Origin of the sequence: Streptococcus sp. 29887 (assembly GCF_032595075.1) — a bacterium.
Classification (GTDB): Bacteria; Bacillota; Bacilli; order Lactobacillales; family Streptococcaceae; genus Streptococcus; species Streptococcus iners.
The window spans coordinates 111021-136086 of sequence record NZ_CP118735.1 but is presented as its reverse complement, the minus strand read 5'-3'; the positions used below and the strand labels follow the sequence as shown (position 1 = coordinate 136086).

Below are 25066 nucleotides of genomic sequence, written 5' to 3'. Positions count from 1 at the left end.
TTTTTAAAAATATTTACGATGAACGGAAAATAGAACTAGGACTTGAAAAGCGTCCTTGACGACTGAATTCATCATGTAAGATACGGCGTACATCTTCATCGGTCAAGGTTTTCTGTTGTTTTTGGACCTTAGCTTTTGCTTCACGGTTTGCATATTCCTTCTTAATAGCCGCAATATTCAAACCCTCGTCCAAAAAATCCTTGATTTCAAGAAGCAAATCCATATCATTTAGAGAATACAAGCGACGATTGCCCTCATTACGATCGGGCTTAATCAAGCCATGATCTTCATAGTAACGAATCTGACGAGCCGTTAGGTCAGTCAATTTCATAACACTGCCAATTGGAAAAATGGCCAAGGAACGACGGAACTCTTTTTCTCTCATAATGAACTCCTTTCTGCAGACTATTATAGGAGAATTTTGACCATGGGTCAAGCGATTATGTTATATCTTCTAACATCTCCTCTTTTGGAAACGTTTTTTTATCAAATTAACATCGTAATTTACCAAAATCGCTATAAAAACACCCACAAAGGTTTCAAAAACACGAACAAAGACATACTGAATGGTATCACCTGCTGGAATTGATAAAGAAATAATCAACAGGGCCGATACCGCACCGATAATGCCAGCCTTATTATTCATAGCTACATTAGTCATAATAGTCAGCATGACAAAGATAGGCACAAAGACCGCAGTTACCCAGAACTGATCAGAAAATAATCTATCTAGTAAAAAGAAAATCAAGGCGTAGAAACCACCTATCGAATTGCCTAAAACACGAGAGGTCCCAAAATGGACACTCTGGTCAAAGTCCTCACGCAAACTAAAGACCGTTGTCAAGGCTGCAATCTGAATACCTTCCCAACCCAGATAACCAAAAAGCAAAATAACCAAAAAAACCGCTAGACCAGATTTAAAGGTCCGCATTCCTAATCGAAATTTTTTCGGATCAAACTTATATTTTTCAAACATATCTCTATTCTAACATGATTTTATGGAAAATGGGGTCATTATCCCAAGAAAGGCAGAAAAGAGTTGGTCACCCAACTCTTTTCGTCATAATTTTTACTTTTCAGTCAAGGCTGCACCTAGCCAGTCTTTCTAGGTCACACTTCCCAGAAAGACTAGGCATGGCACTAGGCACTCCGTGCCGTCGCAAGTCCTGGAAGAGCCTTACACCTTGCTAGACTTTCTAACTCGCTTAGCTTCGTAGAAACTCTACGCGATGCACTAGAAAAGAGCTGGAAATCCAACTCTTTTCGTCGTAAGTTTTTACTTTTCAGTCAATGCTGCAAGACCTGGGAGGACTTTACCTTCAAGGAGTTCCATAGATGCACCACCACCAGTTGAGATCCATGAGAACTTGTCTGCACGGCCAAGGTTGATAGCAGCAGCTGCTGAGTCACCACCACCGATGATTGATTTCACGCCTGGTTGTTTCACGATAGCATCCATTACACCGATTGTACCCGCTTGGAAGTCTGGGTTTTCAAATACACCCATAGGTCCGTTCCAAACAACTGTTTTCGCACCAGTCAAAGCTTCGTCAAACTTAGCAATTGACTTAGGACCGATATCAAGACCAAGGAAGCCTTCTGAAACTGCTTCGCCTTCTGTATCGCGAACTTCAGTGTAGCCAGCAAATGCGTTAGCTTCTTTTGAGTCAACTGGCAAGATCAATTTACCGTTAGCTTTTTCAAGAAGTGCTTTTGCCACATCAAGCTTGTCTTCTTCTACAAGTGAGTTACCGATTTCGATACCTTGAGCTTTGTAGAATGTGTACGTCATACCACCACCGATAAGAACTTTGTCAGCTTTTTCGAGAAGGTTTTCGATAACACCGATCTTATCAGATACTTTTGAACCACCAAGGATTGCCACGAATGGACGCTCTGGAGTTTCAACAGCTTCTTGGATGTATGCAATTTCGTTTTCCAAAAGGAAACCAGCTACTGCTTTTTCTACGTTTGCTGAGATACCAACGTTTGATGCGTGCGCACGGTGTGCAGTACCAAACGCGTCGTTAACGAAGATACCATCACCAAGTGAAGCCCAGTATTTACCAAGTTCTTCGTCGTTTTTAGATTCTTTCTTACCATCAACATCTTCGAAACGAGTGTTTTCAACAAGGAGAACTTGTCCATCTTCCAAAGCGTTGATTGCTGCTTCCAATTCAGCACCACGAGTAGCACCAGCGATGAAAGCAACGTCTTGACCCAATTTAGCTGCCAAGTCAGCTGCTACAGGAGCCAATGATTTACCTTCTTTGTCAGCTTCTTCTTTCACACGACCAAGGTGAGAGAAAAGAATTGCACGTCCACCTTGCTCAAGAATATACTTGATTGTTGGAAGAGCTGCTGTAATACGGTTATCGTTAGTGATAACGCCATCTTTCAAAGGCACGTTGAAGTCCACACGGACAAGAACTTTTTTGCCTTTCAATTCTACATCTTTAACAGTCAATTTTGCCATTAGATAAGAACTCCTTAATTTAAATTTACCCTACCATTGTACCATATTTTCTGTATTTTTTCTTGTATAAAGATATTTTTTTCACAAATCTACAAAAAGAACGAATGAAAAAAAGAGGCCGAAGTCTCTTTGATTTTCACTAAGGATTATTTAGCGATTTTTGCGAAGTACTCTCTATTCTACGCCTAGCTGTTGAAGAATATATTTTGAATATATTAAATCAAAATACTTATCCTGAGTAGCAAAATACGTCGTTATCGCTACTCCCAAAGCCAGAATCAGTAGAGTATAAACCAATTTTATTTTCATCATATCCTATTCTCCTATTCCTTTGTGTAGCCACTAGCCTCATAAACCCTATCTATCGCCCGACCATTTCTGCTTGTATATAATGTAGAATTAATTCCACTACTTTCAATATCCCATATTCCCCACTCATAAATTTCATCACCATTGACATTTTGCAAGAATACTTCAACTTTATTCAAATATACTCTTATCCGTCCGATTTTTCCTGTACGAGATAAGTAATTAACATTACCATCTTCAGAAATTTTGATAAACTTATCATAATCAATACCCCCATGACCATCATACTCATAGAAAGTATTTCCAATTATATAGTTTCTAACAATTTCAGGCGCTTTTGTTTCATATTCTAACATCATATCACGGTCATGACTAACTAAATAAGTCGTACCTGGTGTAAACTGAGCATTGAAATAACCTGTCAGGAATTCCATCGGTTCTAGCTTCAAAGCTTTCTGACGATTTTCTAGACTAGTTAAATCTCCTTTCAAAATGCGAGTTACTTCCTTTGCTTCTATCAGTTCAGAGTTTGAAAGTGAATACGATTCTAACCGAGATAGTTGTGAAAGAGCTTCGCCATAATTCTTGTTTTCAACAGCACCAACAAAAGTAGCAACATCGGCTTTGTATTGTTCCGTTTTCTTCTGTATAGCGAAAATTTGGTAGACAAACCATAATAGAGCCACGATTAGCAAACCCATAATAACTGCATGTATATTTTTCCTCATCGACACACCTATTTTCCTACTATTGCTTTTCAAATACAATCATCTTCCCTGAAAAATCGACCTCTAAATCTCCATTTTCTAATTTTTCATAGGTTCCTGAAATCGATTTGCTATCTGAAAGATCGATATCTATCTCTTGCCCCTGCAAATCTACACTGCCAGTAATGTCACTATCCACAATACCAACACTGGCTTCACCAGTAATAGTTTCACCATCGATTTCAAGGTCGAGCTCGAAACCATAGGCATTGGCAATATAACGTCCATCTACATTATTGATAGTTTCTACAACAACTTCCTCAGCCTTACTGCAAGCAACCAAGAAAAAAGTTCCCAAAACCAATACTGTAGCCGATAAATACTTTTTCATAATTATTTCTCCTTTAAATAAGTTTCTAAACAACGTTTTATATCTTCGAGAATATCTAAGTATAACTCCTTATATCTCATAACATCCTCTTCTTCTAGATCACCTCTATGAATAGAAAGGTAGTGATCCGATAGTTGCAAACAATACTTGCGAAACCTGAGTATCTGTTCTGTCTTATAGTCAGACAGGAGAGCCTCTGATTTTTGAACAAGCAACTCTACCAATTCTTCAACAATATACGGATTGCTTTCAAAAATATCCTGCAAAGGCATTGAACCTGAATAGGTAATAAGTGTCTTGAGCATGTCCAAATAAAGCATATTCTTTTGAGAACGACTTTCCTGCATCCGTAATTGATTTAATTGTTTATCAAATACCTCCGGACCTTCCTCATATAGAATATAATCATTCCATCCCTCAATTAGCTCTAATTTTTCTTCCATCACTTCTATAGAAGAATTAAAACTGTCAATGATTTCCAGAAAAGATACTTCTTTCTCAAAACTTTTTGCTTTTAGATACTGATAAAGACTTCCTACAATGGTCAGACCTCCAATAATCGTGACAATATCTGATGCTATTGATAACATATGTTTCCTAAAACCTCCCATTCTCCTTCAGGAGCCCAAATTCGTCAAAACCAGTATCCTCAGACCAGCCGAAAACATTTATGGTCGTAAAATATCCCTTATTCTCAATACCAAACGAAACATCAAACTCCACTCCGTACTTCTTCTTGATATGAGCCAGTTCCTCATCCGTTAATGCTCGACCGTTTTCTTTTATGTAGCTCTCCAACTCTGCATCTGTCGGATCAGTAACTTTATTATTAGCAATCTGCCACAGCCCCTTAGCTGTTTTCCGAATACTCGAGCCATACATTTGTAAAAAGTCGGATAAGGTGACTTCCTCTATCAAGACTTCCTCAATTGCCCATTTCTCAATCGGTTGTTCCCAAATGTCATAAACATCTTTGGATTTTGTGAATTCAGATTTTGGAGTATAACTTGTCTTAAAGGGACCATCTCTAAAACTATGTGCATGATAATGGGAATAGCTAACCAGTTTCTCCTTGTCAAACAGTAAAAAATTAGGAGTAAACACTGCATTTGTTTCATCAATCGTCAACACATCTTGCGGAACATATTCATTATGGCGGAAAACCGCTTCTCTCCGAAGCTTCTGGAACATGGATTTTAAAAGATCAACTTTACCATCACTATCTATATATAAGCCATTTGATAATATCTCTAGCCCCGTCAGCGTATCATCATCTATAGTATCTTTATACCGATAAAATCGAACATAACCATGCTCCTCTACAAGAATACCTATTTCTAATCCAACCGTTTCTTCCTGCTTATAGCGAAGCTCTCCATTCTTATCCAAATATGTTTCAGTAAGTCGCTCCCCCTTACTAATTATTTCATAGGTACCGTCAGGATTAACTCTTACTTGAACTTCATGCCCATTCTCAAGCCCTTTATAAACACCTACTAAATTAGCAATGTTTCTCGGTAGTCGATAGGACTTACCATCTTCTAACACTACTGAACTAGTATCAATCTTTAAGGGAGCATTTTTCACTTCCTCACTGATACGTGGAGTTAACCGATAATTTTCATATTGTGAATAGGCAAATGACAAACAAGCCAATGCTGCAACAAGTAACAAAATAAAACGAACCGACTTGGAATGTAGTTTAAAAAATTTTTTCATAACTTTCTCCGTGTTACTATTAGGTTAAGTATTGACTGGTAAGTCAATACTTGTTATGCATAGTATAACAAGCTTTTCTGCACAAAGAACATAGTTATATATGTTTTTGTGTAAAAAAAAGAGGCCGAAGCCTCTTTGATTTTCACTAAGGATTATTTAGCGATTTTTGCGAAGTACTCAAGAGTACGAACAAGTTGTGCAGTGTAAGACATTTCGTTGTCGTACCATGAAACAACTTTAACCAATTGCTCACCATCAACGTCAAGAACTTTAGTTTGAGTTGCATCGAACAATGAACCGAATGAGATACCTACGATATCTGAAGAAACGATTTGGTCTTCAGTATAGCCGTATGATTCAGTAGCAGCAGCTTTCATAGCAGCGTTTACTTCTTCAGCAGTAACTTTCTTGTTAAGAGTTGCAACCAATTCAGTTACAGAACCTGTTGGAACTGGAACACGTTGTGCAGCACCGTCAAGTTTACCGTTCAATTCTGGGATTACCAAGCCGATAGCTTTAGCAGCACCAGTTGAGTTAGGAACGATGTTCGCAGCAGCAGCACGAGCACGACGAAGGTCACCACCACGGTGTGGTCCGTCAAGAACCATTTGGTCACCAGTGTAACCGTGGATTGTAGTCATCAAACCTTTTTGAACGCCAAATGCATCGTGAAGAGCTTTAGCCATTGGTGCCAAACAGTTTGTAGTACATGAAGCACCTGAGATAACTGTTTCAGTACCATCAAGGATATCGTGGTTAGTGTTGAAAACGATAGTCTTAACATCGTTACCGCCAGGAGCAGTGATAACAACTTTCTTAGCACCATTTTCGTGGATGTGTTGCTCAGCAGCAGTTTTTGAAGTGAAGAAACCAGTTGCTTCAAGAACGATTTCTACGCCGTCAGCAGCCCAGTCAATTTTTCCTGGCTCACGCTCAGCAGAAACTTTAACGAATTTACCGTTAACTTCGAAACCACCGTCTTTAACTTCAACAGTACCGTCGAAACGACCTTGAGTTGTGTCGTATTTCAACAAGTGTGCAAGCATTACTGGGTCTGTAAGGTCATTGATACGAGTAACTTCAACACCTTCTACGTTTTGGATACGACGGAAAGCAAGACGACCGATACGTCCGAAACCGTTAATACCAACTTTAACTACCATGAATGATTTCCTCCTTATGAAAATCGAGTTCTTTATTTTAAAAGGCAAGCCTTTTAATCCTTTTGTGAAAATATTAACTTGTAAGCCTACAAGCATCTTTTCAACGTTTTTATTATATAACTTATTCAATAAAAAAGCAAGAATTTCATATAGTTTCATTGTTAATATTGTCGGAACTGCATGGAATTTCTGAAAACTTACTGATGCAATTGGATAAAACCTATAAAATTTGATACAATCATAAGTAATGTTTTAGAAAGTTATTACTCCTATGCCGACAAAATACTCAAAAATCCGCCAGAAACACTTATCCAAAAGAAAACATCGGTCTAAATTTCAAAAAGCCAGCCTCAGCATTCTCACTCCTTTATTCAGTTTAGGATTATGGTATGTATTAAATACAATCAGCATATCTATCCAGCCAGTCATCTCTACTATTTTCCCCAGTCATGTGCAAATGAGCTATAGCCTATTTTTCGCTTTTCTTTACAGTAGTTTAGTCCTTGCGCTCACACTTACCTTGTGGTTCTGGTGGAAAATACTCTTTAACGAAAAATTTACTTGGTGGAAGCCCTCTTCTCTCCTTTTCATCTTCCTTCCAGTTGTGCCGGTCTTCTTATTAGCCCGATACGAAGCCGCCTTTCATACCCCCAAAGCGCCACTCATTATTTCTCATCGCGCTTTAAACGACCACCACGCTATTGAAAATACCGTTGAAGCACTGCAATTAGCAAGTAAGAGCCAGCCAGACTACATCGAAATCGACCTTTGGGAAACAGCTGACCTAGAGTTTATTGCTTTTCACGATGCAAGTTTAATCAATTGGGCTGGTGTAGACTATCGTCCCCATGATCTTACTTTGGCAAACCTAACAGAAACCATCATAACAGATGCGACTGGCTACTCTGCCAAAATTGCAAGTTTTGACCAAATTCTAACTGAAGCTAGGGCACAAAATCAGAAACTCTTAATTGATTTTAAAACTTCTGCACAAGATAGTTCCCAAATGGTAGACAATTTTATGAAGAAATACCAAGCAAGCTTTGAAAATGAGGGGCATCAACTTCAGTCTGCTGACCCTCATTTCATAAACGCTATTCTAAAGTATGCTCCAAAATTTGAAACCTACTTATTGATGAGCGCACCTCCGGAAATTGAATTACCTAATCTGACTGGCTATAGTGTCCCCTTGGATCAACTCACTGATGAGTTACTTAATTATATTCGCAAATCGGGAAAATCTTTCTACGTATGGACTGTCAATACTCCTGAGGGAGTGCAACAAGCAGACACCATAGAAGTAGATGGTATCATCACCGACTACCCAACTCGTACACAAACAGTATTATCTAGCCTTTCACAAGCCAACAAATACACAAAACTGTATCAAGAACAATTACAATATTTTAAAATATTCCCCATCCAAGAACAATGATTTTATATCTAATAGGGATGGGAAAACGTCAACTTGATTATTTGCTTTCCACTTGGTTTGTCCGACTTCCACGTACCACAGTTCAGCCCTAGACTGTTGGAGGTGATTTTTAGTGAACTACAACACCTTGGCAGCCACCAGTTTAACTGGTGGTTTTCATTTTGTTCTTGACGAAAGAGAGATAGAAGGTATGAAAAAAGCCCGCTCTTTCGAGCAGGCTTGAGCAATCAATTAAGCGTTGCCGCCGTTTTTCTTGATGATTTCATCTTGTACAGATTTTGGTACATCTTCGTAGTGGTCAAATACCATCATGAAAGTACCGCGACCTTGTGTTGCTGAACGAAGAACAGTTGCGTAACCGAACATTTCAGCAAGTGGCACATAAGCACGAACGATTTGTGTGTTACCACGAGCTTCCATACCGTCAACGCGACCACGACGTGCAGTAACGTGACCCATAACGTCACCAAGATTGTCTTCTGGTGCAGTGATGGTTACAAGCATCATTGGCTCAAGGATAGTTGGTTGAGCTGATTTAGCTGCTTCTTTAAGGGCAAGAGATGCTGCCACTTTGAAGGCTGTTTCAGATGAGTCGACATCGTGGTATGAACCATCGTAAAGCTTCGCTTTAACGTCAACGATTGGGTAACCAGCAAGAACACCGTTCGCCATAGATTCTACGAGACCTTTTTCAACCGCTGGGATGAATTCACGTGGAACCACACCACCGACGATAGCGTTCTCGAACTCGAAACCTTTACCTTCTTCGTTTGGTGTAAATTCAATCCAAACGTCACCGAATTGACCTTTACCACCAGACTGGCGTTTGAAGAAACCACGAGCTTGAGTAGAAGCACGGAATGTTTCACGATATGATACTTGAGGAGCACCTACGTTTGCTTCAACCTTGAATTCACGACGCATACGGTCAACAAGGACATCCAAGTGCAACTCACCCATACCAGAGATAACTGTTTCACCAGTTTCAACGTTTGTTTCAACGCGGAATGTTGGATCTTCTTCAGCCAATTTAGAAAGGGCGATACCCATCTTGTCTTGGTCAGCTTTAGACTTAGGCTCAACCATCAATTGGATAACTGGTTCTGGAACGTGGATTGACTCAAGGATTACTTTTGCTTTTTCATCTGTCAATGAGTCACCAGTTGTAGTATCTTTCAAACCAACCGCAGCGGCGATGTCACCAGCGTAAACAGTTTCAATTTCTTGACGGCTGTTTGCGTGCATTTGAAGGATACGTCCGATACGCTCACGTTTACCTTTAGAAGTGTTCATTACGTATGAACCGCTGTTAAGGACACCTGAGTAGACACGGAAGAATGTCAAACGACCTACGAATGGGTCAGTCATGATCTTGAAGGCAAGAGCTGCAAATGGCTCTTCATCAGAAGCATGACGCTCTTCTTCAGCATCTGTATCTGGGTTGATACCTTTGATAGCAGGGATATCAACTGGGCTTGGAAGGTAGTCAATAACCGCGTCAAGCATCAATTGAACACCTTTATTCTTGAAGGCTGAACCACACAATACTGGGAAGAATTCAACGTTGATAGTCGCTTTACGGATACCAGCTTTCAATTCTTCGTTAGTGATTTCTTCACCTTCAAGGTATTTCATCATCAATTCTTCATCAGTTTCAGCAACTGCTTCAACCAATTTTTCACGATATTCTTGAGCTTGCTCAAGGTATTCAGCTGGGATATCTTCTTCAAGAATATCTGTACCAAGGTCGTTCGTATAGATTTCAGCTTTCATCTTGATCAAGTCGATGATACCACGGAACTCATCTTCAGAACCGATTGGCAATTGGATTGGGTGTGCATTTGCTTGAAGACGATCGTGAAGTGTGCTTACTGAGTAAAGGAAGTCCGCACCGATTTTATCCATTTTGTTAGCAAATACGATACGTGGAACACCGTATTCAGTTGCTTGACGCCAAACTGTTTCAGTTTGTGGCTCAACACCTGATTGTGAGTCAAGAACGGTAACCGCACCATCAAGAACGCGAAGTGAACGTTGTACTTCGATTGTGAAGTCCACGTGTCCTGGTGTGTCGATGATGTTTACACGGTGGTTGTTCCATTGAGCTGTTGTTGCAGCAGATGTGATTGTGATACCACGCTCTTGCTCTTGCTCCATCCAGTCCATTTGTGATGCACCTTCGTGAGTTTCACCGATTTTGTGGATTTTACCAGTGTAGTAAAGAATACGCTCAGTTGTCGTTGTTTTACCCGCGTCAACGTGCGCCATGATACCGATATTACGAGTTTTTTCTAATGAAAATTCGCGTGCCATGAGGTTTGTTCTCCTATAATTTTAGTTTTATACTTTATTATACCATATTTTAAGAAAAGCGAGTGGGCAAGTCCCACCCGCTTGATTTCTTACTAATGGTGTGAAGTGGATGAGGCAAGCCTCAATCCGATTTGTGATGATTGAACGAGAAGTTTGTACCATAATCATAATTGATTTATGTAGAACCGACTTAACGTCCTCACATCCTATCTTACCAGCGGAAGTGTGCGAATGCGCGGTTTGCTTCTGCCATTTTGTGAGTGTCTTCACGTTTCTTAACAGCTGCACCAGTGTTGTTTGCTGCATCCATGATTTCTTTCGCAAGGCGATCGATCATAGTGTGCTCACCACGGTTACGAGCGATTGTTACCAACCAACGAAGACCAAGTGTTGTACGACGCTCTGGACGAACTTCAACTGGGACTTGGTAGTTAGAACCACCGACACGACGTGCACGTACTTCAAGTACAGGCATGATGTTTTCCATTGCTGTTTCAAATACTTCAAGTGCATCGTTACCAGTTGCTTCTTTGATTTGATCAAAGGCACCGTAAACGATTGATGCAGCAGTACCACGTTTACCGTCCAACATAACACGGTTGATCAAACGAGTTACCAATTTTGAGTTATACAATGGATCTGGCAATACTTCACGCTTAGGCGCTTGATTTTTACGACTCATTTATATTTCCCCTTTCTTAGCCTTTTGGACGTTTAGTACCGTATTTAGAACGGCCTTGCTTACGATCGTTAACACCTGCAGTATCAAGTGCACCACGAACGATATGGTAACGTACCCCTGGAAGGTCTTTTACACGTCCACCACGAAGAAGAACAACGCTGTGCTCTTGCAAGTTGTGGCCGATACCTGGGATGTAAGCAGTAACTTCGATAAGGTTGCTCAAACGTACACGAGCGAATTTACGAAGGGCTGAGTTAGGTTTTTTAGGTGTCATTGTTCCGACACGAGTTGCAACACCGCGTTTTTGTGGTGATGAAACATTTGTTTGAACTTTTTTACGGCTGTTGTAACCAACGTTCAAAGCTGGTGATTTAGATTTTTCTACTTTAGACTTACGTGGTTTACGTACCAACTGGTTAATTGTAGGCATCTACATTCTCCTGTATATATTTTTATTTTTGGTGATAGGGCATTGGTGACAACCCCTATCTGTGTGTACTTTTGCAACATTTGTCAGCACGTCCCTGTACACTCTTGAGAGACCAAAAGTAAAAAGTACCGTCTAATATAGTACCACATCCCAAAACCATTGTCAAATAGATATGTTTGAAATTTTCAAGAAAAAAACACAGCCAAGCTGCTGTGTCATTTCTGTATTTTCTAATAACCCATACCCATTCCATCCATACCTTGTGGCATAGCTGGAGCGGCTGGTTCTGGTTTGTTGGCAACGACTGCTTCAGTTGTCAAAATCAAGCTGGCTACGGAAGCCGCATTTTGAAGGGCAGAACGTGTTACTTTAACAGGGTCAATGATACCTGCATCCATCATGTTGACCCACTCACCTGTCGCTGCGTTAAAACCAGTGCCAAGTTCTGAATTCTTCAACTTGTCAATGATAACTGAACCTTCATAGCCTGCGTTATAGGCAATCTGACGAACTGGTTCTTCCAAGGCACGCAGGACAATATTGCGTCCTGTTTCATCGTCGCCTGTCAACTCCAATTTCGCTACGCTATCGATAACATTGACAAGGGCTGTACCACCACCGGCAACGATTCCTTCTTCAACTGCGGCACGTGTTGCGTTAAGGGCATCTTCGATACGGAGTTTCATTTCTTTCAACTCAGTCTCAGTAGCGGCACCAACTTTGATGACTGCAACACCGCCTGACAATTTAGCCAAACGCTCTTGCAATTTTTCACGGTCAAATTCTGAAGTTGTTCCCTCAATTTGTGACTTGATAACGGCGACACGGTTGGCAATGGCTTCTGGATTTCCAGCACCTTCAACAATGGTTGTACCATCCTTGTCAACCACAACCTTGGCAGCTTGACCAAGTGCTTCAATGGTCGCATCTTTCAAGTCCAAACCAAGGTCTTCTGTAATGACTGTACCACCTGTCAAGATAGCGATATCTTCCAACATGGCTTTACGACGGTCACCAAAACCTGGAGCTTTGACTGCAACAACATTGAATGTACCACGAATCTTGTTGAGAACAAGGGTAGGAAGAGCCTCGCCATCTACATCGTCAGCAATAATCAAGAGAGGACGACTGGTCTGAAGGATGCTTTCCAAGAGTGGCAAAATGTCTTGGATATGAGAAATTTTCTTATCTGTAATCAAGATGAATGGATTTTCAAGTTCTGCCACCATTTTCTCATTATCTGTTACCATGTATTGTGAGAGGTAACCACGGTCGAATTGCATACCTTCAACTACATCCAATTCTGTTTCCATACCGCGAGATTCTTCAATGGTGATAACACCGTCTGTTCCCACGCGCTCCATAGCTTCTGAAATGTACTCACCAACTTTTTCAGAACGTGAAGACACGGCTGCTACCTGAGCAATTTCAGCTTTATTGGATACTGGGCTTGCTTGTGCTTTCAAGGCTTCAACCGCAGTCGCAACTGCTGCTTCAATCCCACGACGGATACCGATTGGATTGGCACCTGCAGTTACGTTTTTCAATCCTTCACGAACAATAGCCTGAGTCAAAACAGTGGCAGTTGTTGTACCGTCACCAGCAATGTCATTGGTTTTTGATGCCACTTCGGATACCAACTTAGCACCCATATTTTCAAAATGGTCTTCCAATTCAATTTCTTTGGCAATGGTTACACCATCATTTGTAATGAGTGGTGAGCCATAAGCCTTTTCCAAGACAACATTGCGACCTTTTGGACCCAAGGTTACTTTGACTGTATCAGCCAAAATATCAACACCACGGACCATGCTCTCGCGTGCATCTGCTGCAAATTTAATTTCTTTTGCCATAATTATACCCTCCCGCCTAAATCAATAAAAAATCCTATTTCACATTTCTTACAATTCCACAAGCGGGTTCAAATCCTTTTCTATAAGTTTCTTATTCAACGATTGCTAAAATATCAGCTTCACGAATGATGTGAACGGTCTGGTCACCGTCTTTGACTTCCAAGCCTGCATGAGCATCAATCAACACTGTGTCACCAACTGCCACAGCAGGAGCAACCAGATCTCCGTTCAAGGTACGAATCCCTTGTCCAATCGCTAGGACACTTGCTTCTTTTGTCTTTTCTTGGCTTGCACCTGCAAGGACAAAACCACCAACTGTTTGTTCTTTTTCTTCAATTTTTACGACGATACGATCGCCCAATGGTTTCAACATGGTATTACCTCCTGGTATTTTTAGCACTCTATGTTTGCGAGTGCTAACTCACATTTCCTATTGTATCACTTGGTCAAAAATAGTCAAGATTTTTTTACCACATCTGACAAAATCCGTCTCCAGGCGGACATACAAAAAACACCAACTTTTGTCGGTGTTTTTAAGGAGATATGAAAAATATTTAGGATTGACTATAGTATAGCCTACTTTTCAACATTCTCCATCGGTCTTGGGACCGATATTAAAACGGTAATTCCTCCTCTTCCAGAACTAAGTCAGCTAGGTCATCGACAGCATTAGTTTCTCGCATGGCCCGTTGGGCACGGCTTTCGAGTAACTGGAAAGTATTGCCCAAGATTTCAGTCACATAGTGATTGCTGCCGTCTTTTTCATATTTACGGGTCCGCAACTCACCGTCAACAGAAATCAGACTGCCCTTGCTACCATAGGAAACAAGTGTTTCCGCCAGTTTGCCCCAGAAAATAACATTCAAAAAGTCTGCATCACGTTCACCATTTTCCGTCTTAAAACGGCGGTTGACCGCGACGGTCACACGAGTCAAGTTTTTCCCGTTAGGTGTTTGAGTGAGTTCAGGTTGGGCCGTCAAGCGACCGATTAAAATTGTTTTATTATACATATTATATCCTCCTACTTATTTATTCGTAGAAGGATTAGAAAAGGAGCGAAAATTATGAAAGAATTTTTGATGGAAAAGATACAGACCTCCCAACCATATACCAATGCCGAACTGGCTTGGTTGCTGGAAAACATCGGTCATCCTGATCCTGCTATACGCGACGAACTGGTTTATGCTAGTTTTTGCCACATCTTTTTGGAGGGCTTGGTCACAAGGGAGCAAGCACAGTCGCTGCTACAATTCTCTCAAGAAACCAATCCTCTTTCCCTAGAAAGTTCCACACTAAAGCGAAGTTTTACTTGCTTACTTTACTATCTGTTGCTGTCTGTCGATAATGAGCCAGAGTCTATTTATCATGCATTTTTAAGCACTAACGACCGTGAGCTACTCTTCCAGCAGGCCTTGGATTATTTGGCGATTGAAAATGACTGGTCTGGCTACGATGAAAAACTCGGTTGGATCCATACCGCTGCCCACGGAGCAGATTTTCTTCTGGCCGTAAGCTGTCATGATCAATTTCCCACTGAAAAAAGCAAAGAAGTCTGGCAAACTATTGTCACTTGTCTAACCAGACAAAGTAAAGTTTTCTCAGCTGGCGAGGAAATCCGTCTGGCACAAATTCCTGTATATTTACTACTGAATGAAAAAGTAACCAGCCAAGAGCTGACAAGATGGATTAGCAAGCTGGACTTTCCAAATCAAGAACCAGTAGACTACTTCCGGTGGCTCAATCTTCAACATTTCCTGTCCAGTCTTTATTTCCAACTCAAATCACAACAGGCCTTGACCGAAGAAATCGGACAGGCTATTGAAGGAAAAATTGAACCAGCATAAAAGAATTGGCCACCTGACCAATTCTTCTTTTTCTATCCCTTCCAGTGTTTAGCTGGATCAAGTGCTTCTCCGACTACTGCGGAGTCGTCCAATTCGATAATGCCACGGACTTGTGGTGCGTTTGGTAATGCCAATTCACGTGGGCTACACATCATACCAAAGCTATCTTCACCACGCAACTTCCCTGGGAAAATCAGGCTACCGCTCGGCATCATTGCTCCCGGAAGAGCCACAATAGTTTTCAATCCTTGGGCAGCATTTGGGGCACCAGCCACGATTTGCACTGTTTTGTCACCAACATTGACCTGGCAAATATTGAGGTGGTCACTGTCTGGATGCGGAACCAGTTCCACAATCTGACCAACAACGAATTTCGGACTATTGTCGTTGACCAAGCTTTCAGTAAAACCTTCCTTAGCCAATTCAGCATTCAAGGTCGCAACTTGCTCGTCTGTCATGAAAACCTGACCATTTCCAGCAAGCTCAACCAAACTTGATGCTTCAAAGATATTCCAAGCGACTGTTTGACCCGTTTCCGCTAAGAAGACACGTGCTACCTTGCCCTTGCGTTCAAATTGAACAGCCTGACCCTTGTCTTCAGCCACAATCACCATCAGAACATCGCCGACCTGTTCCTTATTATATGTAAAAATCATTTCTTTTTCATTTCTCCTTTATGCAAATAGACCGGTCAGGCCCTTCCATAGATTTTCAAAGAAGGCACCGATTTTTTCTAAAATCCCTGAATCTTGTAGATTCTTATAGGCTTCTGAAATTTGTTGCTCCGCCTGTTGCTTGAACTGGTTGAGCTGGGCAGCAACCTCAGCCGAATCAATAGCAGAGGTTTCCTGATAAGCTTTGGCAAATGTGACTAGCTTAGAAATTTCATCTGCTGTGATGACATTTTCCAAACCATTTTGGGCCAAAACATCATTGATGATGGTGTTGATGTCAGCCTCAGAAGCCACCTGACCATTGGATTGCTTGTAATCTGCAAGAGCTGTCTTGATTTCTGCTACTGCCTTATCCAAGGCAGAGCTGTCAAATTGTTCATCACCAGCATGGGCTGTCGCTACTTCATTAACAGTTGTTAATTCTTGTTGAGCTACTTCAGTTCGAGCCGGATCAACTGTTTCACCATTGGCTGCAAGAGCCTTGTAAACACCTGTCAGAGCGGACTCCCCCGTCACCTGAATGGGTGCCGCAACGTCAATCAAGACATCTGTCGCACCAGCTGTAATAGCCGCATTGGCATACTGCGTTTCGGTAATCAAGGTGATGTTCTGTGGCGTCTTAATATCCACCACAACCCCTTTGCCAGCGTCCTGCTTTTGCACCAAGACAGATGAATAGAGGGAGGCTGTGTCCGCTCCAGATGTACCTAAAAACTGATCCATATCGGCACCGACAACAACCTGACGACTAACATTATTGACAGCCGAAATACCAAATAGATTGTTAACCTCTGTCGCCTGCGCATCTGACAAACCGCCACCGTAGACCAGTGTTGGCTTGCCCCATTTTTCATTGATGACATCCGTCTGGATTTCCGCTTGAACCAGCGGTGCCAAACTTAAACTCAATCCCAGCACCACAGGTGCTAAAAGGATTTTTCCTAGTGATTTCTTCATGTTTTTTCCTTTCTTTTGGGAATAGCAGAGCTTCTCTACTAATTTATCTACCCAGTCCAGATAAGAAGTTCATGATTTCTTCCTTGGTCTTGCGATTCTTATCGACAAAACGACCGATTTCCTTCCCATTTTCCAAAACAACTAGACTTGGAATGCCTAAAATAGCCCATTCTTGTGCTAGAGGCATAAAGTCATCTCGATCCAGTTGCACAAAACGGAAATCCGGAAAAGCCTCTTCGATAGCTGGCAAATGTGGTTTGATATAGTGGCAGTCTCCACACCAAGTCGTCACAAATAGAAAAACAGTTGGCTTGCCATCTTCAACCAAGGCCGCCACTTCTTTAAAATTTGTTGGAAAAATCATCTTTCTTCCTCCCTGTACTGAATAGAACCTTGGGTATTTTCAAATAAAAACACCTGTCCTGCCTCCATCACAACCCCGCCAATAAGCTGGTCACGAGTTGAGGCTGTTTCATCCACATAGACCGTGGCAATCTCTCCTAAATCAGTGAAAAAGTCACGCACCTCCTGCAAGGCCTGTGCTTTTTTACGGTCTTCTTGGATTTTACGGTAAAATTGAGCACTAGCGGTGAGCACACCTGCCCCCAATAAGCCTGCTAGCAAGGCTGTCTTTTTCTTTTTCATGTTGACTATTTTATCATATTTCTCCGGATTTTTCCCAAAAATGCCATTGGACTTGTGACAGCTGAGAATATCCTTTTGACATAATAGTAGGACAAGTCTAACTGTTCGTGATAAAATAGTAGTAATCATGTCATGGAGGAAGAAGAATGACTCTTTTTGGAAAAATCAAAGAAGTAACAGAATTGCAAAGCTTACCTGGATTTGAAGGACAAGTCCGCAACCATATCCGCCAAAAAATCACGCCACATGTGGACCGCATCGATACAGATGAACTAGGTGGAATTTTTGGCATCAAGGATACAGCTGTTGAAAACGCTCCTCGTATCCTAGTGGCCGCCCACATGGATGAGGTTGGCTTTATGATTAGCCAAATCAAGCCTGACGGTACTTTCCGTGTTGTTGAATTAGGTGGCTGGAATCCTCTGGTTGTTTCTAGCCAGGCTTTCACTCTTCAGTTGCAGGACGGTCGTACCATTCCAGCCATCTCAGGCTCAGTACCACCTCACCTTTCACGGGGAGCTAACGCTCCTGGCATGCCTGCCATTGCTGATATTATTTTCGATGCTGGTTTTGCCAATTATGACGAAGCCTGGGCTTTCGGTGTTCGTCCGGGGGATGTCCTGGTTCCCAAAAACGAAACAATTCTAACAGCCAACGGAAAAAATGTCATTTCTAAGGCTTGGGACAACCGCTTCGGTGTCCTTATGGTGACTGAATTGCTGGAAAGCCTATCCGGTCAAGCATTACCAAATCAGTTGATTGCTGGGGCAAATGTGCAAGAAGAAGTTGGCCTACGTGGAGCTCATGCCTCTACAACCAAGTTCAATCCAGACATTTTCCTTGCTGTTGATTGCTCGCCAGCTGGAGATATTTATGGCGACCAAGGAAAAATTGGTGACGGTACTCTGCTTCGTTTCTACGATCCAGGTCATATCTTGTTGAAAAACATGAAAGACTTCCTCTTGACGACTGCTGAGGAGGCTGGTGTCAAATTCCAATACTACTGTGGTAAAGGTGGAACAGATGCTGGTGCAGCCCACTTGAAAAATCATGGTGTTCCATCAACAACTATCGGTGTCTGCGCTCGCTACATCCATTCACATCAAACTCTCTACAGCATGGATGACTTCTTAGAGGCCCAAGCCTTCTTGCAAGCTATCGTTAAAAAGCTAGACCGCTCAACGGTTGATTTGATTAAAAACTATTAAAACAAAAGACTTTGCTAGGTAGAATGCCCGGCAAAGCCTTTTTTCTATATAAGCTCTTCTAAAATGTACTTCCTCACATGGGTAATGAAATAAAGCGAGCCTGTAACAAGGTAAAATTTTTCGAGATTGTCCAAGTCCGCCCGCTCCAACCACTCCTGATAGGTCTGAACTCGTTCATAACCTGACGGATAATCATTCAGCTGTACCGCACGGAAATCATCAAAGGTCGTCACGCTAACAGGACCAAATTGGCTAAGCTGGGACAACATCTGGTCCACTGGCTTGGTATTGATGGCCGCAAAGAGGATTTCAATATCCCTGTCCGCATACTTTTCTTCCAAGAGCTGGGTCAGGACGGCGATACTTTCATTATTGTGGGCTCCGTCAATCATAAGCGTTGGTTCCATCAATTCTAAGCGGCCTGGCCAGATGGCTTGGGACAAGCCCTGGCAGATGGTTTCATTGGTAATTGTTGGAAAATGAGGTTTAATGAGCTGAGCGGTTGTTACTGCCAAGGCTGCGTTGACCTCTTGGTGACGGCCCTGCATAAGCAACCTTAAATCTTCTACTCGGCCGAGAAGGCTTGAAACTGCAAAGCCTGCTCTGCTATTGTCCAAAAGAATCTCTCGCCCCACCGCATAGGTCGGACTCTGAAGCTGACGAGCCTGCTCCTCAAAAACTGCCTCCACTTCTGGCAAATCGGTCGCATAAATGAGAGGAACCCTCTCACGCAAGACGGCAACCTTGTGACGGGCTATAGCAGCGTGGGTCTCTCCCAAAAAAGCCTGATGGTCCAAGCCGATAGACGGGCAAACCACCGCTAGAGGATTAAGGACATTGGTCGCATCCTGCAAACCGCCCATGCCCGCCTCCACCAAAAGAATGTCGGGGCGCTGGTAGTGGGCAAAGTAGACAAACATAGCCACTACTACAATCTCAAACTCCGAGATGGCATCCAGTCCAGCCGTCTGGTCCAAGTCCTCAATCAAAGGCTGCAAGTCTGTCACAATCCTTGCAAAATCTTCCTCCGCGATCATCTCCTGCTGGTAGACAATCTGCTCTCGAAAATCAATGATAGACGGTGATGTAAAACGACCAACCGTGTAGCCAGAAGTCTGTAAGATAGACTGCAGGGCATTGAGGGTCGAGCCCTTGCCATTTGTGCCTACGAAGTGAATGGTCGGCACTTGAAGTTGGGGATTGTCCAAGACTTCCAATAGCCATTTGACACGCGCAACCCCATGTTCTAAATCAGAGGCCGGGCGACTAGACAACCACTGCCTCATTTCTAAATAATTCATTATTTCCTCTCTACAAAAAGCAACAGGGGGATGACCTGTTGCTAGATAGTTTCTTATTTAAGGCCCATTAACCTAGCCAATTCAGGTATTTTTTGTAAACTTGGTAAGACAAGCATGGTCACGACAATGCGTAATGGAATTTCAAAAATAGCCTTAATCAAACGACTGCTATACAGAACAATCCAAGGTGTTCCAAAATGGAAATGAAGAGCAATCGGTGTCATAACGAATGAAATCACAAGTTGAATTAAGACAACAACCCCAGCCACATAGAGCCAATCAGCCTTCTTCTTGCTATCGAGTGGTTTCTGATAGAAAAACCAGCCATAGAGAAAAGCCGATACCGCTTCAATCAAGATAAAACTGAATAGCATGGTCTGTCCACTAAACAAGACAAAAACTGGGTCTGAAATCGCCGCAAATACAGCAGCCCAAACAGGACCGGCAATAGCTCCCAAAATAGCATTTGGGATAAAGGTAAACTGGACCTGCAAGGTATCCGAAAGACGAATAGAGAAATAGTTCTCCACAATCATGACCAAGGCAAGGGTCACAGCAATAGCAGCCAACAGCTGCACCGTTAGTTTTGGAATTTTCTTTTCCATAAAAACGCTCCTTTTTTCAAAAAATGGAGCTGTCGTATGTATTCGACAGCGGATGCAATGGTTTACCGCGCTGACGCTTCGTTATGTGGCAACATCCCATCCACATACACTTAACGCAAACCACCTACTCTGTGCAAATTTCTTTGCTCGTCCATTATACCACACTCACCAGCGAGTAGCCAATAACTTTTAGCACTGATGAAAACTAAAAATCTATAAAAAAGGCCAGTAACTAGTACCGACCTCTCTACATTTTCTTATTTCAACCGCTCTACGTCGCGAGCAATAACCAATTCTTCATCAGTTGGAACAACCAAGACTTTAACGCGAGATTCTGGAGTTGAAATATCTCCTTCAGCACCACGAACATTCTTCTCTGGATCCAATTCCATACCGAACCAAGTCAAACCGTTAACAACCGCTTCACGAACAAGAGTAGAGTTCTCACCGATACCTGCTGTAAAGACAAGGGCATCAGCACCGTTCAAGACTGCAAAGTATTGACCGATGAATTTTTGCAGACGATTGACAAGCATATTGAAGGCAAGAGTACATTTTGCTTCGCCCGCCTCAAATCCAGCTTCGACCTCACGCATATCGCTCGATACTTCCGCAATACCAAGAATACCAGACTGCTTGTTCAAAACGTTGATAACATCTGCAGCGTCTTTCAAGTCAGCTACATTTTCAATCAAGTAAGGGATGATGGCTGGGTCAATGTCACCAGAACGAGTGCCCATCATAGGACCTGCAAGCGGTGTGAATCCCATTGAAGTATCCACTGATTTACCACCATCAATAGCAGAAATTGAAATACCATTTCCGATGTGGGCAGTGATAACTTTCACTTCCTCGATTGGCTTGTTCAACATTTTTGCTGCCTCGCGTGAAACATAAAAATGAGATGTTCCATGCGCTCCGTACTTACGAACTTGGTGCTCTTCATAGTACTTGTTTGGGATTGGGTAGCGGTAAGCTACCTCTGGCATTGTTGAATGGAAGGCCGTATCAAAAACAGCCACACTTGTTACTTCTGGCAAGATATCCTTGAATGCCTTAATTCCTGCAGCATTGGCTGGGTTGTGGAGCGGTGCAAGGCTAGAAAGGTCTTCAATCTGTTTCAAGACTTCATCTGTAATCACAACAGAATCCTTGAAGATTTCACCACCAGCTACCACACGGTGACCAACACCTGTAATTTCTGAGAAATCTGCGATAATATTGTGCTTGAGCAAGTCTTCCAACAAGATTTTTACTGCTTGCACATGGTCCGCAATATCCAAGACTTGTTCAGCTTTTTGATCCCCAAATTTTACTGTGACAATTGAATCTTTCAAACCGATACGCTCAACAATACCCTTTGCCAAGACTGTTTCTTCTGGCATTTGGTACAGTTGCCATTTTAAACTTGAGCTACCAGCGTTAATTGCAATTGTTTTTGACATAATATTCCCCTTTAAAAGCGTTTTCCTTATTAGTATAACAGATTTTCACCTAAATTGCATTCTCTTGCTTCCAATTTTTGAAATTGACCATGAACTTCTGAATAGCTTCAGGTTCTTGCAAACTCTGCAAAGGATAGACAAATGGTACTAGCGGTCTAGCAGTCTTCTTCTGCAATACAAAAATTGACTTGGCCATGGCTGCTTTGCCAAAAAGACTTGGTGGCAGGGCAATCATGGCAACGATATTAGCCTCTGCTTGCAACCAACCTTTCAACAAATCGCTCTGTGGACTGCTTAAAAGATCATTTGGAGCCAGCATAATCGCAAACCCATCTTTTTCAAGATACTTGAGGGACTGTTCCATGAGCAAATGATGAGCGTAGGTATGCTCCGTCTGGCTAGCCACCTGATAACGACTGGCAATCTGGTCATCTGGATAAAAACCAATCGGCAAATCCGCAAGAATGATTTGGCTTTCCTTCAAAATCTGCGGACGTACCGCATCACCCTGGGCAAAGGAAATCTCTGCCTGCATAACATCTGCCATGCTAGCTGATAAATCAATCAAGAGATCATCCACTTCAATCCCCAAGTAATCCAAGTCTTTCTGGCTGGCATTTAGGATGGTCTGCGCCAAGTTACCCGTTCCGGAACCAATTTCCAAGACGGTAACCTGCTGAGTCGTCACCAACTGGTCCACTAGGAAGGATAGAATAAAGCCGATAGAGTCTGGCGTAAACTGGTGATTGTACTGCATAGGCTCTGTCTGATTGGCCTTGATCAGTAGGAATTGAAAGGCACGACGCCATTCTTCCTTGGTCAAGTGCAAGTTGTGTAAGGTTTGATTATTGCGGACAATCAAATCCGTGTCGTGCTGACCAGCTAGATAGGCTGCGTTTTGCTCAATCATGGCATCATAAATATTGGTGCCTAGCTGGTTTTGGATGGTCTGTACGTTTTCTAATAGCAGGTCGTAGGCCTGTTCAATCTTCTCAAAATTCATACTCCTATCTTATCAAAATTTCACAGACTTTGCACTCAAAAGGGAAGTAGTAGTTAGCCACTCCCCTCGGGTACTATTTTAACCGGAAATTGATAGCGATACATTCCTCCTCTCCCTAATGCTACGATAATTGTTACTTGCTGGTTTTTGACATGATAGCTAGCCTGCCCCTCTTGAAAAGTGACCGTTCCCTTATCTTCTATTGGTTTGCTTTGCTCAGAACTAGTTTGAGCTGGTTTTTCAGCGGTTTCTTGACTTTCTCTAGTTGGTTGTTCCTCCTTTTTCTCCTTTTCATCGACAGTTTGGCTAGCAGCCATGGCATCTTCCTTCATTTCATCTGTTTGACTTGCTACCTTCTTGGCAATTGCTTCACGCTCTTGCAAGTCCTCTTCGACTTGGTCCAAGACCATCTGAGCCATGATGTAGGCTGTCGATTCTTGCTTAGCAAGTTGAGCTATTTGACTTTCAGCCTCTTGACGATGGAGATAAAACTGGAGTAGCAGACTAAAAACTGCCAACATCAAGAGGGCGTAGAGCAAAATTCCTGCCTTAACTTTTTTCTTTAAAAGCATAGATAAAGGTCCGCTCCTCTCCGTTTTTAAAGCTAAAGTCGATGCGCACCAGCTGGTTTTCTTGGGAAATGGCTGCGCTATCCACCTGATAGAGCATGGGCTGGTAACCCTGTCCCCTGTCATTTGTTTTCCGAAAATCATCCGACCGTGACTTGCCAAAGGCCAAAGCCTGTTCGCCTTTGTTGACATAGACCTTGCCATTTTCAACCTTGACCAATTCAGCCTGGTCCCACTCCGACCGCAATTGACTAGAGAAGACCAACCATTCCTTCTGGATGCTATTTCTTTGATAATGCGCTTCTTGGACCAGCAGTTTTGACAAGCCTTCAAAGATCAGAAGACTTCCTGATAGGATGACTAAGGCTACCAAGCATTCCAAGAGAGTAAAAGCAGGAATTTTACTTTTTAACAACCGATAAAACCTCCTTTCCTTCATGGAAAACCGCAACTCTTTCCGCAGTGCGTTGAACCCGGACTACAACTCCGTTTAAGGCTAGCTTATCTTGCTCGGTCTGCACGGCCATCTGAGCCAGATTGAGAACTTCCTGTTGTTCTAATTCCCAAGCCTGCCTCCTACGACCTGCATCCACCGCAGTCAAAATCAAGCTACAAATGGTCACTAGGGTCGCAAGGGCAACTAAACTTTCTAGCAAGATATAAGCCTTATTCTTCTGTTTTCTTATAGCGACCACTCCCTATATATAATTGATACGTAACTATTTTTTGACTAAGCCGAAAACGAATCTTGGTCAGAGAAGAATTTCCACCATCTTCTTCAAATGTGATGGTCTTTCCTTCCAACACTGCTACATTTCTGGGTATCTGTACAACTTGATGACCATTTGTAACCTCCTGTCCACCGATAGCAAGGTTCACTTTTTGATGGGAACTGGCTGCCAATTTCTGGCTGTCTTTGTAGATGGCTTCAAACTCCCAAAGAAAAATCTCTTCCTGAACAGACCGAAAGGCCGTTTGCACCGTTCCTGATAAGGAAACAGCTAGAAAACTAACGACAAATAGAGTTAACAAACTTTCAAACAAGGTAACGGCCTTATTGTTTCGCCGTAGCATACTGCTCCGCTTGTTTTGGAGTAATATAACCTTTCGCCTGCAACTCGGCCACCGTTGCTTCCGTGTCATGTTCCAATTCATAGAGCTCCATCTGACTTTCCACAACCTTGACGACCGCCGCATTCCCTTTCTCTTGAACAGCTTCTTTTTGCTTACTCAAATTTGGTACAAAGAGGAGCAAGAGTAGGCTAATGATACCCAAAACAACTAACATTTCCACCAGAGTGAAGGCTTTTACTTTCATTTTATTCAATTTTTTCATT

At 42.3% G+C, this 25066-nt stretch carries 31 protein-coding genes and 1 riboswitch; of the genes, 3 read left to right on the top strand and 28 right to left on the bottom strand.

Features of this window, described 5'->3' with window-relative positions:
• Positions 1-13 precede the first annotated feature (13 nt).
• The 9 genes from PW252_RS00845 to gap form a co-directional block, all read right to left on the bottom strand.
• Positions 14-385: a MerR family transcriptional regulator gene (locus tag PW252_RS00845; protein ID WP_105117596.1), complete on the bottom strand. Its 372-nt coding sequence runs from the start codon at positions 383-385 to the stop codon at positions 14-16.
• A gap of 69 nt (positions 386-454) precedes the next feature.
• The gene (locus tag PW252_RS00840) at positions 455-976 is read right to left on the bottom strand and encodes an FUSC family protein (RefSeq protein ID WP_248049609.1); all 522 of its coding nucleotides are present in this window, start codon (positions 974-976) and stop codon (positions 455-457) included.
• Positions 977-1276: 300 nt separating this feature from the next.
• A complete protein-coding gene (locus PW252_RS00835; protein WP_014637337.1) occupies positions 1277-2476 on the bottom strand; it encodes a phosphoglycerate kinase in 1200 nt (399 codons plus the stop codon).
• 174 nt (positions 2477-2650) lie between these two features.
• Positions 2651-2788, bottom strand: coding sequence for a hypothetical protein (locus PW252_RS00830; RefSeq protein ID WP_248044470.1), 138 nt, complete (start codon positions 2786-2788; stop codon positions 2651-2653).
• An 11-nt stretch (positions 2789-2799) separates the two neighbouring features.
• Entirely contained in the window at positions 2800-3519 is a 720-nt protein-coding gene (locus PW252_RS00825; protein ID WP_172090711.1) for a hypothetical protein, read from the bottom strand.
• A 13-nt stretch (positions 3520-3532) separates the two neighbouring features.
• Complete coding sequence (locus PW252_RS00820) at positions 3533-3883, bottom strand: hypothetical protein (protein WP_105114178.1); 351 nt, start codon at positions 3881-3883, stop codon at positions 3533-3535.
• A 2-nt stretch (positions 3884-3885) separates the two neighbouring features.
• Positions 3886-4473, bottom strand: a complete 588-nt coding sequence (locus PW252_RS00815; protein WP_105114179.1) for a hypothetical protein — start codon at positions 4471-4473, stop codon at positions 3886-3888.
• A gap of 7 nt (positions 4474-4480) precedes the next feature.
• The gene (locus PW252_RS00810; RefSeq protein WP_248049605.1) at positions 4481-5602 is read right to left on the bottom strand and encodes a hypothetical protein; all 1122 of its coding nucleotides are present in this window, start codon (positions 5600-5602) and stop codon (positions 4481-4483) included.
• Positions 5603-5754: 152 nt separating this feature from the next.
• Positions 5755-6765 carry a type I glyceraldehyde-3-phosphate dehydrogenase gene (gap, locus tag PW252_RS00805; protein ID WP_029176999.1) on the bottom strand — a complete coding sequence of 337 codons (1011 nt, stop codon included), beginning with the start codon at positions 6763-6765 and terminating at the stop codon, positions 5755-5757.
• Positions 6766-7036: 271 nt separating this feature from the next.
• Here gap and PW252_RS00800 point away from each other — a divergent pair, with 271 nt between their 5' ends.
• On the top strand, positions 7037-8200 hold the full coding sequence (locus tag PW252_RS00800) for a glycerophosphodiester phosphodiesterase family protein (RefSeq protein WP_248049603.1): 1164 nt from the start codon (positions 7037-7039) through the stop codon (positions 8198-8200).
• Between the two features lie 231 nt (positions 8201-8431).
• Here PW252_RS00800 and fusA read toward each other — a convergent pair whose 3' ends face one another.
• From fusA to PW252_RS00770, 6 genes are all read right to left on the bottom strand, one after another.
• Positions 8432-10513 carry an elongation factor G gene (fusA, locus tag PW252_RS00795; RefSeq protein ID WP_105114182.1) on the bottom strand — a complete coding sequence of 694 codons (2082 nt, stop codon included), beginning with the start codon at positions 10511-10513 and terminating at the stop codon, positions 8432-8434.
• A 211-nt stretch (positions 10514-10724) separates the two neighbouring features.
• Complete coding sequence (rpsG, locus tag PW252_RS00790) at positions 10725-11195, bottom strand: 30S ribosomal protein S7 (RefSeq protein ID WP_002940031.1); 471 nt, start codon at positions 11193-11195, stop codon at positions 10725-10727.
• A 16-nt stretch (positions 11196-11211) separates the two neighbouring features.
• On the bottom strand, positions 11212-11625 hold the full coding sequence (gene rpsL, locus PW252_RS00785; RefSeq protein WP_002940030.1) for a 30S ribosomal protein S12: 414 nt from the start codon (positions 11623-11625) through the stop codon (positions 11212-11214).
• A gap of 230 nt (positions 11626-11855) precedes the next feature.
• Entirely contained in the window at positions 11856-13478 is a 1623-nt protein-coding gene (gene groL / locus PW252_RS00780) for a chaperonin GroEL (RefSeq protein ID WP_099832326.1), read from the bottom strand.
• Positions 13479-13569: 91 nt separating this feature from the next.
• Positions 13570-13851 carry a co-chaperone GroES gene (gene groES, locus PW252_RS00775; protein WP_014637330.1) on the bottom strand — a complete coding sequence of 94 codons (282 nt, stop codon included), beginning with the start codon at positions 13849-13851 and terminating at the stop codon, positions 13570-13572.
• A gap of 241 nt (positions 13852-14092) precedes the next feature.
• Entirely contained in the window at positions 14093-14488 is a 396-nt protein-coding gene (locus PW252_RS00770; protein WP_248049601.1) for a single-stranded DNA-binding protein, read from the bottom strand.
• Between the two features lie 54 nt (positions 14489-14542).
• On the opposite strand from PW252_RS00770, the gene PW252_RS00765 reads away from it, so the two are divergent.
• The gene (locus PW252_RS00765; protein WP_248049600.1) at positions 14543-15322 is read left to right on the top strand and encodes a DUF2785 domain-containing protein; all 780 of its coding nucleotides are present in this window, start codon (positions 14543-14545) and stop codon (positions 15320-15322) included.
• 32 nt (positions 15323-15354) lie between these two features.
• On the opposite strand, the gene ytpR is transcribed toward PW252_RS00765, so the two are convergent.
• The 4 genes from ytpR to PW252_RS00745 are packed head-to-tail and all read right to left on the bottom strand — an operon-like array spanning position 15355 to position 17598.
• Positions 15355-15978: a YtpR family tRNA-binding protein gene (gene ytpR, locus PW252_RS00760; protein WP_248049598.1), complete on the bottom strand. Its 624-nt coding sequence runs from the start codon at positions 15976-15978 to the stop codon at positions 15355-15357.
• An 18-nt stretch (positions 15979-15996) separates the two neighbouring features.
• Positions 15997-16953, bottom strand: coding sequence for a DUF1002 domain-containing protein (locus tag PW252_RS00755; RefSeq protein ID WP_248049597.1), 957 nt, complete (start codon positions 16951-16953; stop codon positions 15997-15999).
• Positions 16954-16996: 43 nt separating this feature from the next.
• Positions 16997-17317: a thioredoxin family protein gene (locus PW252_RS00750; protein WP_248049596.1), complete on the bottom strand. Its 321-nt coding sequence runs from the start codon at positions 17315-17317 to the stop codon at positions 16997-16999.
• Entirely contained in the window at positions 17314-17598 is a 285-nt protein-coding gene (locus tag PW252_RS00745; protein WP_044753388.1) for a DUF4651 domain-containing protein, read from the bottom strand. Before PW252_RS00745 ends, PW252_RS00750 begins: the two co-directional genes overlap by 4 nt.
• A 146-nt stretch (positions 17599-17744) precedes the next feature.
• On the opposite strand from PW252_RS00745, the gene pepA reads away from it, so the two are divergent.
• Positions 17745-18806 (top strand): glutamyl aminopeptidase, encoded by a 1062-nt coding sequence (gene pepA, locus PW252_RS00740; RefSeq protein WP_248049595.1) that lies wholly within the window; start codon positions 17745-17747, stop codon positions 18804-18806.
• Between the two features lie 44 nt (positions 18807-18850).
• Here the strand turns inward: pepA and PW252_RS00735 are convergent, their stop codons facing one another.
• The 9 genes from PW252_RS00735 to comGC form a co-directional block, all read right to left on the bottom strand.
• Positions 18851-20107, bottom strand: a complete 1257-nt coding sequence (locus PW252_RS00735; protein WP_248049594.1) for a bifunctional folylpolyglutamate synthase/dihydrofolate synthase — start codon at positions 20105-20107, stop codon at positions 18851-18853.
• Positions 20108-20160: 53 nt separating this feature from the next.
• Positions 20161-20712: a folate family ECF transporter S component gene (locus PW252_RS00730; protein WP_105125238.1), complete on the bottom strand. Its 552-nt coding sequence runs from the start codon at positions 20710-20712 to the stop codon at positions 20161-20163.
• A gap of 44 nt (positions 20713-20756) precedes the next feature.
• Positions 20757-20846: riboswitch (THF riboswitch) on the bottom strand.
• Positions 20847-20969: 123 nt separating this feature from the next.
• Positions 20970-22157, bottom strand: a complete 1188-nt coding sequence (locus PW252_RS00725; protein WP_105125239.1) for an acetate kinase — start codon at positions 22155-22157, stop codon at positions 20970-20972.
• A gap of 49 nt (positions 22158-22206) precedes the next feature.
• Entirely contained in the window at positions 22207-23160 is a 954-nt protein-coding gene (locus tag PW252_RS00720; protein ID WP_248049593.1) for a class I SAM-dependent methyltransferase, read from the bottom strand.
• A gap of 53 nt (positions 23161-23213) precedes the next feature.
• Entirely contained in the window at positions 23214-23732 is a 519-nt protein-coding gene (gene comGG, locus PW252_RS00715; RefSeq protein ID WP_248049592.1) for a competence type IV pilus minor pilin ComGG, read from the bottom strand.
• The gene (gene comGF, locus PW252_RS00710; RefSeq protein WP_248049590.1) at positions 23710-24144 is read right to left on the bottom strand and encodes a competence type IV pilus minor pilin ComGF; all 435 of its coding nucleotides are present in this window, start codon (positions 24142-24144) and stop codon (positions 23710-23712) included. The genes comGG and comGF overlap by 23 nt, the downstream gene beginning before the upstream one ends.
• Complete coding sequence (gene comGE / locus PW252_RS00705; protein ID WP_248049588.1) at positions 24131-24424, bottom strand: competence type IV pilus minor pilin ComGE; 294 nt, start codon at positions 24422-24424, stop codon at positions 24131-24133. Before comGE ends, comGF begins: the two co-directional genes overlap by 14 nt.
• The gene (gene comGD / locus PW252_RS00700) at positions 24396-24803 is read right to left on the bottom strand and encodes a competence type IV pilus minor pilin ComGD (RefSeq protein WP_248049586.1); all 408 of its coding nucleotides are present in this window, start codon (positions 24801-24803) and stop codon (positions 24396-24398) included. Before comGD ends, comGE begins: the two co-directional genes overlap by 29 nt.
• Positions 24784-25065, bottom strand: coding sequence for a competence type IV pilus major pilin ComGC (gene comGC, locus PW252_RS00695; protein WP_248049584.1), 282 nt, complete (start codon positions 25063-25065; stop codon positions 24784-24786). Before comGC ends, comGD begins: the two co-directional genes overlap by 20 nt.
• Position 25066: the final 1 nt, after the last annotated feature.